The 14,846-nt window shown below is 64.3% G+C and carries 11 protein-coding genes and 1 other RNA gene; 2 read left to right on the top strand and 10 right to left on the bottom strand.

Translation table 11 applies throughout. From position 1 onward, the window contains the following. Positions 1-14: 14 nt before the first annotated feature. Positions 15-854 (bottom strand): VTT domain-containing protein, encoded by an 840-nt coding sequence (locus GT590_RS13875; RefSeq protein ID WP_021410707.1) that lies wholly within the window; start codon positions 852-854, stop codon positions 15-17. A gap of 36 nt (positions 855-890) precedes the next feature. After that, positions 891-986: signal recognition particle sRNA small type (gene ffs, locus GT590_RS13870), an RNA gene on the bottom strand. A gap of 323 nt (positions 987-1,309) precedes the next feature. Between ffs and GT590_RS13865 the strand changes: the two genes are divergently transcribed. Next, complete coding sequence (locus GT590_RS13865) at positions 1,310-2,770, top strand: radical SAM protein (protein ID WP_009305168.1); 1,461 nt, start codon at positions 1,310-1,312, stop codon at positions 2,768-2,770. Positions 2,771-2,855: 85 nt separating this feature from the next. Here GT590_RS13865 and aspS read toward each other — a convergent pair whose 3' ends face one another. The 4 genes from aspS to GT590_RS13845 form a co-directional block, all read right to left on the bottom strand. After that, positions 2,856-4,634, bottom strand: coding sequence for an aspartate--tRNA ligase (gene aspS, locus GT590_RS13860; protein WP_009305169.1), 1,779 nt, complete (start codon positions 4,632-4,634; stop codon positions 2,856-2,858). 154 nt (positions 4,635-4,788) lie between these two features. Next, positions 4,789-5,202 (bottom strand): type II toxin-antitoxin system VapC family toxin, encoded by a 414-nt coding sequence (locus GT590_RS13855; RefSeq protein WP_035578422.1) that lies wholly within the window; start codon positions 5,200-5,202, stop codon positions 4,789-4,791. Further along, a complete protein-coding gene (locus GT590_RS13850; protein ID WP_009305171.1) occupies positions 5,199-5,591 on the bottom strand; it encodes an argininosuccinate lyase in 393 nt (130 codons plus the stop codon). Before GT590_RS13850 ends, GT590_RS13855 begins: the two co-directional genes overlap by 4 nt. 179 nt (positions 5,592-5,770) lie before the next feature. Further along, complete coding sequence (locus tag GT590_RS13845) at positions 5,771-7,252, bottom strand: helix-turn-helix transcriptional regulator (protein WP_009305172.1); 1,482 nt, start codon at positions 7,250-7,252, stop codon at positions 5,771-5,773. A gap of 238 nt (positions 7,253-7,490) precedes the next feature. Between GT590_RS13845 and GT590_RS13840 the strand changes: the two genes are divergently transcribed. Continuing rightward, on the top strand, positions 7,491-9,257 hold the full coding sequence (locus tag GT590_RS13840; RefSeq protein WP_009305173.1) for an FAD-dependent oxidoreductase: 1,767 nt from the start codon (positions 7,491-7,493) through the stop codon (positions 9,255-9,257). A gap of 93 nt (positions 9,258-9,350) precedes the next feature. Here the strand turns inward: GT590_RS13840 and hisS are convergent, their stop codons facing one another. The 4 genes from hisS to GT590_RS13820 form a co-directional block, all read right to left on the bottom strand. Continuing rightward, entirely contained in the window at positions 9,351-10,724 is a 1,374-nt protein-coding gene (hisS, locus tag GT590_RS13835) for a histidine--tRNA ligase (RefSeq protein ID WP_161171179.1), read from the bottom strand. Positions 10,725-10,790: 66 nt separating this feature from the next. Next, positions 10,791-13,481 (bottom strand): hypothetical protein, encoded by a 2,691-nt coding sequence (locus GT590_RS13830; protein ID WP_161171178.1) that lies wholly within the window; start codon positions 13,479-13,481, stop codon positions 10,791-10,793. Positions 13,482-13,598: 117 nt separating this feature from the next. Then, positions 13,599-13,979 (bottom strand): NifB/NifX family molybdenum-iron cluster-binding protein, encoded by a 381-nt coding sequence (locus tag GT590_RS13825; RefSeq protein ID WP_009305176.1) that lies wholly within the window; start codon positions 13,977-13,979, stop codon positions 13,599-13,601. Between the two features lie 34 nt (positions 13,980-14,013). After that, a complete protein-coding gene (locus GT590_RS13820; RefSeq protein WP_009609487.1) occupies positions 14,014-14,427 on the bottom strand; it encodes a PadR family transcriptional regulator in 414 nt (137 codons plus the stop codon). Between the last annotated feature and the right edge of the window lie 419 nt (positions 14,428-14,846).

Here is a 14,846-nt window from a genome sequence, read left to right as displayed (position 1 = left end):
CGCCCTCTTCCCTGCTACTCCGTTTCGGACTCCGCCTTCGCATGAGCGCCGTGCGGCATCTCCTGAACCGCCTTCGCGACAGGGGCCGCATGCTTGCCGGAGAGCCCTTCTTCGACTGCCGCATGAGCGCCGCGCAGCTCGAGCTCCTCGACCAATTCGGCATCGATCTCGGCTTGGGCCTGCGTGCGTCCGTCAGCCGTCTTCTTCTTGCGCGAGCTCATAGCGGCCTTGACGGCGCCGATGATAGCCGGAGCCACCGACACGGCGACAATGCCCAGCACGATGACCTCGAAGTGATCCTGCACGAGCGGAATACCGCCGAAGAAGTATCCCACCAAAACGAACAGGCTGACCCAGGCTATGCCGCCGATGCAGTTGAACAGCGTGAACTTGCCGAAATTCATATGGCCGGTACCCGCAATGAACGGGGCGAACGTGCGGAAGAACGGCATGAAGCGCGTGATGACGATGGTGAGCCCGCCGTATTTGGCAAAGAAATGGTCGAGCTTGCTCATGCGTTCAGGCGTGAGCGCTTTCACTTTGCCGGAATCGATGATGCGCGCGCCGAAGAACCGCGCGATCCAGTAATTCGACGTGTTGCCCAAGATAGCGGCAACGTAGAACACGATGAGCGTAGCCCAGACGTTCAACCCTCCACCGTCGGCAGAGAACACGCCCGCCGCGAACAACAGCGAATCGCCCGGCAAAAACGGGAAGAACACAAGACCCGTCTCCACGAACACGATGAGAAACAGCGGCGAGTACACCCACAGCGGCCCCAGCGCGATAATCCAGCCCGCGATAGCCCCCCGCGGATCCGAGAGCAGGTTGACGAAGAAATTGATGATGTCCATGTCGTCCTCGCGGTCGCAGCCCGATACAAAAAAGTATCTCGAATAGGCAGGGGCGCTCGCCAGCGGTCCCTTATGGCTGCTTCCTCCCGGACCTGACCAGGTTCGGAACATGGCGCCGCCCCGGCCCATTCGAGATACTCAAAACAACAACCGCTCCAGTATAAAGGAAGCGCAAAATCCGGTCGAACCCCAACCCTCTGAAGCAACCAAAAGCACACAGTCTCGACCATCGCGTTCGCCGTCGAGACCGCAGGAATCCTTTGCCTTGCGGCGCCGCGCCATCGCAAGCCGTCGTCTTTCCAGCAAAGTTGATCGAACCCGATCCTCTGCAGAACACCCAGATAGATCCATTCGTTTCCAACTTGGCGATCGCCCTTCTTCATTTCGTTACCGGAATCTACGTAAGATGATTATTCGGCATACGTGGAACAATCAATGCATAAGAGGAGGAAGCGATGAAGGCAACCGATCAGATCAAGCACGCGGCCTTCGAGAAGACGCTCGATTATCTCTTGGAAGACCCCGAGCGCAACGCCACCAAGATCATGGATATGCTGGACAAGGTAGCACCTGCCGACTTGTTCCCCAGTCAGAGGACCGCCTTCCGCAACGCTATCGACCAGCAGAGCAATTGGTACCAGCTCATCACGCGCTTGCTCGAGCTGAATCCCGTGATGCGCAACGACTTCATCAAGACGTTCCTCGTTGACGGCAACCTCATGGCATGGCCAAAGCAGGAGACCATGCGCGAGAAGCACCGCTGCAACGTGCCCTGGGCCATCCTCATGGATCCTACGAGCGCCTGCAACTTGCACTGCACCGGTTGTTGGGCCGCCGAGTACGGTCACCAGGAAAACCTCTCCTACGACGAACTGGACTCCATTATCCGCCAAGGCACCGAGCTCGGCACCTACGTGTACATCTACACCGGCGGCGAGCCGCTCGTGCGCAAGCGGGATCTCATCGCGCTCTGCGAAGCGCATTCCGACTGCTCGTTCCTCTCGTTCACCAACGCGACGCTCATAGACGAAGAGTTTTGCCAAGATTTGCTGCGCGTGAAGAACTTCATCCCCGCCATCAGCGTGGAAGGCTTCGAGGAAGCAACCGATGGACGCCGCGGCGAGGGCACGTACCAAAAGGTCGTCCGGGCAATGCGCCTGCTCAAACAGCACGGGCTCCCCTTCGGCGTCTCGTGCTGCTACACGTCAGCCAACGCCGATTCCATCGCCTCCGAGGAGTTCTTCGACTGGATGATCGGCCAGGGCGTCCTATTCGCCTGGATATTCACCTACATGCCCGTAGGCGTGGACGCGCCCGTCGAACTCATGGTGCAAGCCGACCAGCGCGAACGCCTCTACCGCTTCGTCCGCGAGATGCGCAGCAAGAAACCGCTGTTCACCCTCGATTTCCAAAACGATGGCGAGTTCGTGGGCGGATGCATCGCCGGCGGACGACGCTATCTGCATATCAACGCCGCCGGCGACGTGGAGCCGTGCGTGTTCGCGCACTACGCCAACGCGAACATACGCGAGACGACGTTGCTCGATGCCCTGAAATCTCCGATCTTCATGCAGTACTACGAGCGGCAGCCGTTCAACGACAACTTGCTGCGTCCCTGCCCCATCTTGGAGAACCAGGACGTGCTGGCGGACATGGTGGAAACCGCCGGCGCCCACTCCACCGACCTGCAGGCGAAGGAAAGCGCACGCAACCTGTGCGCCAAGTGCACGCGCTCCATCGAGGAATGGGAACCTGTGGCCGAGCGCATCTGGACCGACCCTGCCGATCCGCTGTTCGATAAACGTCACGATCCCGGCCAAGGCATGGCCGAAACCGATAAGAACAAGTTCGATCGCCTGAACCGGCAGCGCAAGCCTTTGGAAGACAAGGCCCAGACCGGCGAACCAGCGGCGTAGTCCGGCGCAGACGACAACGCATTCGGATAGAACAGGGGCCCGTTGAGATCAACGAGCCCCTCGATGCGCTCTTTCGCTCGCTTCCCTACAGCGTGCGCAGGTTGACTTCCTTGAGCTGGCGGCCCGTCACGGCGCTCGGGGCGCCGGTCATCGGGTCGCTCGCGGAGCTCGTCTTCGGGAAGGCGATGACGTCGCGGATGGACGCCTTGCCGCCCAGCAGCATGACCAGACGGTCGAGGCCCAGCGCGATGCCGCCATGCGGCGGGGCGCCCAGCTCAAGCGCGTGGATGAGGTGGCCGAACTTCTCCTCGATCTCCTCGTCCGTCAAGCCGCACGTGCGCAGCACGGCGCGCTGCTCGTCGGCGTTGTGGATACGGATGGTGCCGCCGCCCACCTCGAAGCCGTCCATGACCAGGTCGTAGCTGTAGCTGCCGCATGCCAGCGGGTCGCTCTCGATCTTGTCCACGTCCTCGTCCAGCACGTGGGTGAACGGATGATGCTCGGCGGCGTACTTCTTCTCGTCCTCGTCGTACTTGAACATGGGGAAGTTCACCACCCACAGCAGCTGATGGCCCTCGCGCGGCACGTTCAGCGCATCGGCCATGTGCAGGCGCAGCGCGCTCAGCACGGCGCTCGCCACCTCGTAGGTGTCGGCGGCGAACAGCAGAAGGTCGCCCGGCTCCACGTCCATGGCCTCCTTCAGCGCGGCGAACTCCTCGTCGCTGAAGAACTTGATGATGGGGCTCTTCTCCTTGCCGTCGGTCGTGAACGCGATCCAGGCCATGCCCTTCGCGCCGTTCTCGGCTGCGATGTCGGCCAGCTTCTCCACGTCGCCGCGGCTCCAGTCGCCCGCGCCCTTCGCGTTGATGGCCTTCACCACGCCGCCGGACTGCGCCACGCTCGAGAACACCTTGAAGCCCGTGTTCTTCACGATGTCGGTGATGTCCACCAGCTCCATGCCGAAGCGCGTGTCGGGACGGTCGTTGCCGAAGCGGTCCATGGACTCGCGGTACTGCATGCGCTCAAGCGGGAAGGCGTGCTCCACGCCCACGGCCGCCAGCGTCTCGGCCATGACGTCCTCCATGAGGTTCATCACGTCCTCGCCCTGCACGAAGCCCATCTCGATGTCCACCTGCGTGAACTCGGGCTGGCGGTCGGCGCGCAGGTCCTCGTCGCGGAAGCAGCGGGCGATCTGGTAATAGCGCTCGATGCCCCCCACCATCAGCATCTGCTTGAACTGCTGGGGGCTCTGGGGCAGCGCGTAGAAACGGCCCGGGTTCGGGCGGCTCGGCACGATGTAGTCGCGTGCGCCCTCGGGCGTGGAGTTCGCCAGGATGGGCGTCTCCACCTCCAGAAAGCCGCGCTCGTTCAGGGCGCCGCGCATGGCCTGGGCCACCTTATGGCGCAAGTGCAGGGCCTCGAACATCTCGGGACGGCGGATGTCCAGGTAGCGCCACTTCATGCGCGTGGTCTCGTCCGTCTCGATGCCGTCCTCGATGGAGAACGGCGGCGTCACGCTCGTGTTCAGGACCTCGACGGACTTCGCCAGCACTTCGATCTCGCCCGTGGCCATGTTGGGGTTCACGGCTTCCGCCCCGCGCTCGCGCACCGTGCCCGCGACCTTCAGCACGTACTCGCGACCCAGGTGCTCGGCCTTCGCGAAGTCGTCGGCGCTCACGCAGTCAGGGTCGACGACCACCTGCGTGTAGCCCGCGCGGTCGCGCAGGTCGATGAAGATGAGCCCGCCGTGGTCGCGATTGTGCCACGCCCAGCCCGTCAGCACGACCTCGCGGCCGACGTCGCCTTTGCGCAGCTCGCCGCACGTGGCGGTATGCATGCAGTATTCGTTCATGAAGTCCGTCATAGAGTTGGTTCCTTGCTCCTCAGCACCGCTATCTGCATCTGCCGCCCAACAGGTGCGCGGCAGATGTTACTCAAACTTAGTCATTGTACAGCATCGAGGGAGTGCGGGTCGAAATAGGCGTCCGGTTTCATGCAAAATGCGCGCGAACGCCCCGCTAGAACTCGGTGTCCGTCAGCACGCAGTTCACCCCGTTGTCCAAGCACAACTGTTGCAGCTTGCGATCCAGCGTGAACAACGTGGCCGCATTGCGCCGCGCGAGCACGAAGTACAGCATGTCGTAAACGGGATGGCGCAAGCGCATCGCTTCTTTCGTGGCCTCGCAGCACTGGGTTTTATCAAGATCACAGAACTCGTCTACGAGAGCGATCGCTTTCTCGATGTTGGCGCATACCGTTTTCTCATCAAGAAGACCCGCTTTATGGTATTTCCAAAAAGCATTCGACACCTCAATGAGAAAGAGCTGAGAGCTGATTACCTCTTCTCCTTCAAGCATCAATTGCCTCAGAGCTCGACCGGCTTCGGTCTCCCTTACCATGTCAACCGCCGCAGAACAATCAAGGACTATCATGCTTCGACCGCCTTCTGCTTCTCGGCAGCAATCATCGCGTCGATAATCGCATCCCGCTCCTCGCGACCCTGGCGTATGAGTTCCACCGTGTCCGGAAAATCATCCGGAACGTCAAATTTCGGCAGCTTGTCGATCTCCGCGAACAGCTCCTTGCGCTTCTCGATGCGCGCGGCTCGCTTCGCCTCGGTGTCGAAGTCGAAGTAACGCGGGCGCCGCTCCAGGCGGTGCAGGTCATGCCCGTCCCAATAATGCTGCGCGTCGGCGGCCTCCAGCATCTGCTCCACCGCCACGATGGTCTGCTGCGCGATGCTGCGATGCTGGCTGGCCGCATACGCCTTCAACTGCTCGTACAAATCGTCGGGAAAATCTCGCACCTGCAAAGCCGGCATGAGGGCTCCTTTCAAGAAACTGCGATATGCATGTAGTATACATGACCGAGCACTCAAACGCCACCGGCGCCCCACGCGACACTGATCAATGCCGTAAACAGGGGCAGGTGCCTTTTAAGACGTTTGCCTATCCCGCCCCTCGCGAACACGCCGCCCCCTCCCGGCGGCGCGGGCGCGCCTCACATCAATCCCGACCCGAACAGCACGAGGTCGAGCAGCTCCTGCTTCGAGTGGATGTTCAGCTTCTCGTATACGTGCTTGATATGGGTGCGCGTCGTGTTGTGCGAGATCGTCAGCTCCTCGGCGATGTACTTCGCGCTGCGCCCCATGGCGATGAGCCCGAGTATCTCGGCCTCCCGCGGCGTCAAGCCGTTCTCCAGCGCGAGCTTGCGGCAGTACGCCAGCATCTCGGACGGCATCGCCTCGTCTCCCGTCTCCTCCTCGGCGCGCGCCCGCGGCTCCTCGGCCCGCCTCTCCTCCTCGCGCGGCCGCTTCCTCTTCGGCACCCCGCGCAGCAGCTGCCTTCCCACGCTGAAGAAGTACAGCGCCGTCAGCGCCCCGGCCACCGCAAGCGCGCACGACGAGAAGCTCAGCGTGGACACGCGCGCGATCAGCTGGCCGATGCACATGGCCTCGAACATCAGCCCCACGGCCAACCCGCGGATGGCGTACACCGAATCGCGGATGTCGTAAGCGAAGATGGCGATGAGCAGCACCCACACGTTGCTCTCCCACAGCGCGTCCGGCGCGTTCGACGGGATGGCCGCCCCGCCCATCACCAGCCCGATGGAGAACAGGGGCAGATAGCACACGCACAGCGTCAGCAGCGCGGTGCCGCGCGGCGACAGCGCGCCCCGTTGCTGCGAGAACCGGCTCATCAGCCAGCAGCAGAACGCCATGAGGATGACCGCCAGCACCTCGAACAGCACCATGTAGTTGAGACCGGACGACAGCACGTCGTTCTCGCGCCCCGCCAAGTACACGGTCACGCTGCACCCGATGGCGAACGCCGCCGCAACCGCCACCAGCACTTGCAGCGCCTGCGTCCCCTCGCCCAGCGCCGGCGCATCGCCCTCGTCGGCGGGCTTGGCGGCGCGGATGATGCACGCGATGGTCACCAGCGGCAGCGCGAGCAGGAACCCCTGCGCGATCGTGTCCGAGAACGAGCTGACGCAGCGGAACAGAAAATAGCACACGACGGCCACCACGAGCGCCGGATCGAGGTAGAACGAGGCGCTCTCGGGCCGCGAAGCGTGGATGGTCGACGTCCAGATGACGATGATCCACCCGCAGGCAAGCCCCAGCAAGGCGCCCGACACGTAGAACAGCCCCACGTCCACCACCGGCAGCATCGACACAAGCGCAAGCGTGGCTCCCAACGCCGCCGTCACGCTGACCGCCGGTATCCCCAAAGCCGATTCCGCGAACCGGCGCGCCCGCAGCAGCGGCCTCGACAGCAGATGCGCCGCGATGACCGATGCGATGACCACGAGGAAGAACACGGACAGCTCCGTCGACGTGCGATCAACCCCGATCGAGTACATCGCCCGGATGACCATGTGCGACGTGAAGAAGTACAGCACCCCGATTCCTGCGTCCAGCACCGTCGGGCGGACGAACAGCGCGGAGCCTCCTTCGGTATCGGCTCTCCCCTTTTCCATGACTCCCCTTCCATGGACGCGATGCCATGGTGCCAGTATAAATGACGGCGCCGCCAAGGAATAACGCATTTCGAGTGAGATGCGCGCCGCTTGCCTTCGAAGCCGCCAATGCCACGTTTTGAGTGACGCGCGCCGGCCCGATCGATCATACGCTACATCCCGTCGAGCGTCGCGCAAGACGAAGCGAAAGACGTCGCCGCAGCGCTCGGCAGGGGATCATCCGAACGAAGGAGGGAACATGGAAACAGCAAGGTCGATGGATCGTCGCAGCTTCCTGAAGGGCGCCACGGTGGCCGGAGCCGCCGCGGCCGCGGCGGGCACGCTCGGCTTGGCCGGATGCGCGCCGCAGGATAAGGAAACCGTCGCCGCCGCATCGGGCGACCTCGTGCTCGATGCCGAGAAATTCACGAACGCGAAGTGGAACTTCGAGATTCCGCCCGAGCCCGTGGACGAGAGCAAGATCGGAAACACCGTGGAATGCGAGATCCTCGTCATCGGCGCCGGCGTGGGCGGCCTCGTCACCGCCACGTCCGCCGTCGAGGAAGGCGCCGACGTCGTGGTAATCGCCTCGAGCGACGGCCCCGTGTCGCGCGGCGGCTCCAACGCGGCGTTCAACACGCGCCTCACCCACGAGCTGGGCCTCGACTTCACCCGCGAGGAGATCGAACCCATCTTCCAGGAGATCTTCGCGTCGAACAGCTTCCGCCTCGACCAGGAGAAGTGGTGGCTCGTCTACAACGAGTCTGGCAACGCCATGAACTGGCTCATGGACAAGATGGAGCCCTACGGCATCTCCGCCGTCATCGAGAACAACCAGCGCGACGGCGGCACCGACTGGTGGGACGGCGGCCCGCTCAAAACGCTGAACGTATCCCACTCCTTCGTCGCCGAGGGTGCCCAAGCGGCCGGCGCGTCGCAGCAGATCGTCGTCGAAGCGCTGACCGAGGAAATCCAGAAGGGCGGCGGCCAGGTCTTCTTCAGCACCACCGCCGTGCAGCTCGACCGCGAGGGCGACAACACCGGCCGCGTCACCGGCTGCGTGGCCAAGCACGACGGCGAGTACACCCGCTACAAGGCCACGAAGGGCGTCGTGCTGGCCACGGGCGACTTCTCGCAGGACAAGGACATGGTGGCGAAGTACTGCCCCATGGCGCTGCCCTTCGGCTACGGCGGCGTCTACGACGGCAGCGGCCTCAAGCTGGCGCTGTGGATCGGCGCGTCCTGGCAGAAGTACACGCCGAACGCCCCCATGCTGGCCACGATGGGCGACGAAGTGCTGCCCTGCCGCTGGTGGGCGGAAGGCGCGCTCACCACGTTCCCCGGCCTGCTGGTGAACAAGAAGGGCGTGCGCTACTCCAACGAGAACTGCACGTACGGCTACATGCCCTATCCGCAGCGCGTGCAGCCCGACGGATGCGCGTTCCTCATCTGGGACGAGAACTGGGTGCAGGACTCCGCCCCCTGGCAGAGCGACCGCGTGGGCGGCGAGCCGCGCGACACGCAGGAGGTCTACGACGCCATCCAGGCGCTGTTCGACCCCAACACCGATTGGACCACCACCGACGAGTACGCCGGCTTCGACGCCACGATGGCCGAGAACGCCGTGAAGGCCGACACGCTCGAAGAGCTGGCCGACGGTCTGGGCCTGCCGCGCGAGGAGTTCCTCGCCCAGGTCGAACGGTACAACTCGTACTGCGAGACGGGCCTCGACGACGAGTTCCACAAGGACAAGCGCTTCCTGCTGCCAGTGAAGCAGCCCCCGTTCTACGGCATCAAAAACGAGCCTTACACGCTATGCATCACAGGAGGCCTCAACACCGACATCCAGATGCACGTGTGCGATAGCCAAAACGACCCCATCCCCGGCCTGTACGGCGTGGGCACGGTCGTGGGAGACATGTACGGCGACGTGTACGACTACAAGGTGCCCGGCATCAACCTGGGCGGGGCCTGCACCACCTTCGGCTACCTGCTCGGCAAGAACCTGAGCGCCGGGAAATGGTAAGCCTCTAACAAGATCCTCCCCCTCCCAAGCGAAGGCGGCCTCTCGGCCGCCTTCGTCGTCTTGCTCGCTATCGCCCCTCCCGCACGCTGACGGCTATCGGGCTTCCAGCTTGCCCAGCATAGCCTCGAGGGAATCCGCCTCTCCGCCGAACGGCTCGCCGCCGAAATGCGCCAGCAGCTTCTTCAGCGCGGCGAGATCCGCCGCGCTCTCCTGGTGCGTCCGCATGTTGCGCACCTTCACCTGGCCGGCGGCCAGCTCGTCGGGACCCAGCACCGCAACAACCACGGCGCCCAGCTTGTCGGCCAGCTTGAACTGGCTCTTCAAGCTGCGATGCTGATGATCCATCTCGCCGATGAGCCCCGCGTCACGGCAAGCCTGAACGAGCGAGAACGCCTCCGCGCGCACCGAGTCGTCCACGCAGGCCACGAAGAAGTCGCAGCGCCGAGCCGCGGGGAACTCGTAGCCCGCCGCCTGCAGCGCCAGCGCGCACCGCTCGTAGCCCAGCGCGAAGCCGAAGCCGGGCGTGGGGCGCCCGCCCACCTCCTCGGCCAGCTTGTCGTAGCGCCCGCCGCCACCGATGGCGTTCTGGCTGCCCATACCCTCGGTCACCTGCACTTCGAACACCGTGCGCGTGTAGTAGTCCAAGCCGCGCACCAGCTTCGGATCCTCCTCGAAGGAAAGGCCCGCGCCGCCGAGGTACGCCTTCACGGTGTCGTAGTGCTCGCGGCAGTCGTCGCATAGGTGCTCGGTGATCTTCGGCGCATCGGCCATCACGGCGGCGCAGTCGGGGTTCTTGCAATCGAACGCGCGCAGCGGGTTGATCTCCGCGCGGCGCTTGCACTCGTCGCACAGCTCGTCCGCATGCGCGTCCATGTACGCCTTCACGGCATCGCGGTACGCCGGGCGACACTGCTCGCAGCCCATAGAGTTCACCAGAAGGCGCGTGGAGTCCACGGGAATGCCGATGGCGGCGAAGAAGCGCATGAGCATGATGATGCCCTCGGCGTCCACGCTGGGATCTTCGGCGCCCAGGCACTCGATGCCTACCTGGTTGAACTGACGCTGGCGACCCTTCTGCGGACGCTCGGCGCGAAACATCGGGCCTGCGTACATGAGCTTCGCCGGAGCCGCGCCCTGCGGCACCAGATCGTGCTGCACCACCGCGCGCACCACACCCGCCGTGCCTTCGGGACGCAGCGACAGGCGGCTCTTGCCCTTGATGGTGCCGCCGCCCAGAAGCTTGTTCAGGTTCTCGCCCGAGATCGCCGTGAACATCTCCTTCGACACGACATCGGTAGCCTCGCCGATGCCGCGCACGAACAGCTCGGTCTGCTCGAAGACGGGCGTCTCGATAGTCACATAGCCGTAGCGACCGAACATGTCGGCGGCCGTCGCCTTGAAGTGCGCCCAGAATTTCGCCTCGTCGGGCAGGAGGTCCTTCGTTCCTTCGGGAGCTTGCAAAGCCATGGCGTATCCTTCGTCTCTCGCATTCTGAATCGGTCTATTGTAGCGCAAACACCCGCGAAGCCGCCATCACTCGCCCAACGAACGGAGCACGTTCACCAGCGCGTCGTCCGGACGATAGCGCAGGCGCAGGGCCAGCAGGTTGCGTGCGACGGGGAACATCCCGGCATCGACGGCAGCGGACGCGCCGGAGCCCAACGCTTCGAGCACCTCGGCGGTAGGCGCCACCGGCACCGCATGCTTCGCCAGCTCTTCGTCGACGACTTCCCTCGGCGGCAGCGCCACGCCCGTCTCCTCCACCAGTTCCTGCAGCTCGGCCGTGGCCTGCATCGCCATCGACGACGAGGTCATGAGCGATTTGAGGTAGCATGCCGCGCCCGCCTGCGGTCGCCCGGCTTTCCACAGCACGTATGCGAGCTGGTAGTACGCCATGGCGATGTCGCTGGGCTGCACGGCGATCAGCAGTCCCTCCTCCAGCACGGCAGCGGCGTTCTCCATGTCGCCCACCAACATGTAAGCGCGACCCAGCTGACGGTAGCCGGCTGCCGTCGCAGGCCCCAGCTCGATGGCGCGCTGGCCGAACCGCAACGCCTCTTCGGTACGCTCGAACGAGTGCTCCAAAAGCTGCGTGATCTCCAGATGACACAGGTAGTAGGAATCGGGGACCACCTCCACCCGCTTGCCCGCATCCGCCGAAGCGCGCGACGGAGCGCCCGCACCCGCCCGCGCACGGTTGTACAGCACGCGCGACGCGTACGAGTCGAACGAACGGTACACGGTGGTCGCGCCGTCCACGAACCCGTCAAGGGCCGCCGCTTCCCCTACGGCATCGATGAGCACCTGCACCGCCGTCTCCTGGTCGCCGCTCGTAGACAACGACCGAGCACGTCCGAGCGCCGCAAGGCACCGATCCTCTCCGAGGAAGCGCGCCACCACTGCGTTCTGATCGCCCAAGCCGATCTCGCCTTCGGCAAGCGCCGCCATGAGCCGCGTGCACGACGCGACCGCACGGTCGTCATCCTGGCCGGCCGCCTCCTCCTGCGCCGCGCGAACGAGCCGGATGGCGTCCGCCGTGCTCGAAGCGCGCACGATCTCGTCGGCAAGACCTTCGGCCATGCGACGGCGCGCAGCCTGGAAGGTGATGCGCACGTCCTTGCATCGCTCGGCGCCCAGCTGGACGCGCACGTCGTCCGCCAACGCCCCGTCGACCACTTCCGGCATCTGCAGACGCAGCTCGTGCGACGGAAGGGCGTCGACGTACGCGAACGCTTCGGCCGCCTCCACATCGAAGATCGCCCCGCTCGCCGCATACGGCGGCAACGGGTCGCCGGCGCGCGCATCCTCGAAGCGTCCGAACGCCTCGTACGTTTCCCGAGCGAACGTCGCCTGCACGAACGCCCGCGCAGACGACTCGCGCGGAAACTCTCCCTTACTTTCGTCGCTCGAGCTCGGCGCCGCGTTCTCGCACGGCCGCGCCACGATGTCGACGCGTCGGATTCCAGACGAAGCGTCGAATGCAGCAGCAGCCAGCACCAGCCCCAGATGCAGCGCGTAGCGATGCGCCTGCGCGTCCCGATCGCGCTCGCTCGCCTGCACCCAGCCGCTTTCCTCCCGCCACGCCCACGACGGCATGAGCGACGCGCCCGGAACCTTCAGATCGAACGCCGCCGCCCCCGCCTCCACGTCGAAGCGCATCGACGCGTCCAAACGCACCGGGAGCCGCAACCGCTCGAGCATCGCCCCTATCGCGCACCGCACGCTCCATTCGCCCGCCCGCTCTGCCGCAGGCGCATCCGCAGGCCCGTCCATCACTGGACGCTGCGCAGCCACCGTTTCCAGCAGATAGGCGTCCCACCGAGCGCAATCCGCCTCCGTTGCCATCGAGGCGCGATCGCCGAACGCCTCGCTTACCAGCAGAAACCGATTGAGCGCAGCCTCGATCGCCCACACCGTCTCGATCGTGATAGGAGCTTCCTCTTCTTCCACGCCTAGATAATAGGTGTTGGCGTAGCGCACGGTGCGAACCAAGCGCAGCGCCTCGTCCTTGACCCCTGTCAGTTTGTCCAGCCCCGCCTCGGTCAGCCAGTGCGCCAAGCAGCTGACGAGCGCAGGAGGCTTGCACACCGGATCGTCCTCGGCACAGCGCGCGTCCTCCACGATGGATCGCATCGCCGTCAAGGGCTTGTCGCCCTTCAGCCGCTCGAACACGCCGCCGATGCCGCGCTCGGGTACCGACGGTGCTCCGAGCGAAGGACGCAGCACGAACGCCAAATACGCCCGAGCCATCGCGTCTTCGTACGTCAAGTTCATGCTGTACGGGCCGAAGTCGTACCAAGAATCGAACAGCGTATAGCGGCCGCTCGCGCTGCGGTATTGGGCCACATCTTTTTTCGACCCGTCGCTTTCGTGGACGTACACGCACCCCAGCTCTTCTCCGGCAGCCTGCTGGGGAACCCTCGCGAACGTCAGATCGGGAGTCCTCGCCGGAGGCACGACAGACGCTTCGCTCGTCGAAAACACGCGCCCGAACGGATCGATATAAGCCAAGATCGCGATATCGCTTTTCCCGAAGAACTCGACAACATAGAGTCCGCCCGTGGCGGGCGTCGGCAGCCCCTTGCTCACCCAACCGTACGACCGAACAGGCTCCTCCTGCGTGATAGCGATCGGAGGCACCGCCCCTTCCAGCACGCAGCGCTTCGACGTCAGAAGGTCCGCTGCCCCGAGACGATATCTGCCTTCTTCATCGAGTTGCCGCACCGCTTCGTCCTTTCATTCGCTTCCTTGCAGCATAGCATGACCTTTCAAGCGCGCAAAGAAGAACACCCTCGAAGCCCAAGCTTCGAGGGTGTTCGAACGACCTCGTCAAACAGGTGATCAGTGGTGATGGTTGCACGCGTTGTCCGCGCTCATCACCGGCACGCTGCCCGCAGCCACCAGCTTCGCCGCATCACCCACGATCGGCGTCTGGTTTTCGAAGTACACCGTGATGCCCGCCTGGTTGAAGCCCGTGAGCGGGCGCATGCCCATGCCCGCCGCCACGATAGCGTCCACTCCGGCTTTGGCCAACAAGCCGACCGGACGCATGCACCCGCCTTCCTCGTGCGGAGGGTTGGCCACCTCGCTCGTACCCGTGATCTCGCCATCGGCGATCTCCACCACAGTGAAGCAGTCGCAGTGGCCGAAATGCCCCGCGCGCTCGGATTCCAACCCCGCTTCGCCCATCGTCGGCACCGCAAGCTTCATCGTCTCGCCCATCTCGCCCTTCTTTCATTCATGTCCGGATAATACTTCAAACGTCGTTTCGTTTCAGCTCCGCCAAGCCGCCTTCCAGCAACTCGACCAGCAAATCATCGAGGCGCCGTCGCGCCCGAAGCGCATCGAGCCACTGTTCGGCCAGTTCGACTCCCTGCTGCGTCAGCTCGTACTCGCGACGGCGCGGCCCAACGTCCTCGTCGCACCATCGAGATGCCACCGCACCTTCGTCCTCGAGCCGTCTGAGCGACCGGTACAAGCCGCCTACGTCGACATCCACCTCGCCATTCGTACGCTCGAGGATCGCCTTGCGCATGTCGTAGCCATATCCGCCCGCATACAGCAATGCTGCAAGGGCGGCAGGCTCGACCAACGCCCCGCCGCCGCCTCCGCGGCGTCGACAACACGGCTGACGCGCCGCACCCTCTCCGCCGCAATCGTCTCTCGGCATAGGCCCCACTTCCTTCCGCAAGCTCGCCTCTATATGCTAATAACATCTATACTCCTTAAGCATGCATGTTGTCAACATATATAGCAAGCGAGTTGTCCCAACGGCGCTTCGGCGCATGCGGAACGCAAGGAAAAGGGAAGCAGTAGACAATGGGAGAAAGAAGAGGGCGAATAAGGCCGGAGACGGATTACTCGAAGGCTTCGCGATCCAGCTCCCGGGCGGGATGAACCTCAAGACCCCGGACACGGAACGCCACGCGCCTCCTAGAGGAGCGGAGCCCCAGAACGCGCGAAGGCCCCGCCTCCCGAGGGGGGCGGGGCCTTCGCATGCCGAAACGCCCTCCGCGAGCGCGACGCCCTATCCTCCCACAGCCTGACGCTGCAGTACTTTCGGCGATGGCGGGCTTAACTTCCGGGTTC

Source organism: Eggerthella sp. BIOML-A1 (genome assembly GCF_009875595.1).
GTDB lineage: Bacteria > Actinomycetota > Coriobacteriia > Coriobacteriales > Eggerthellaceae > Eggerthella > Eggerthella lenta.
This window is presented reverse-complemented; position numbering and strand designations above follow the sequence as displayed.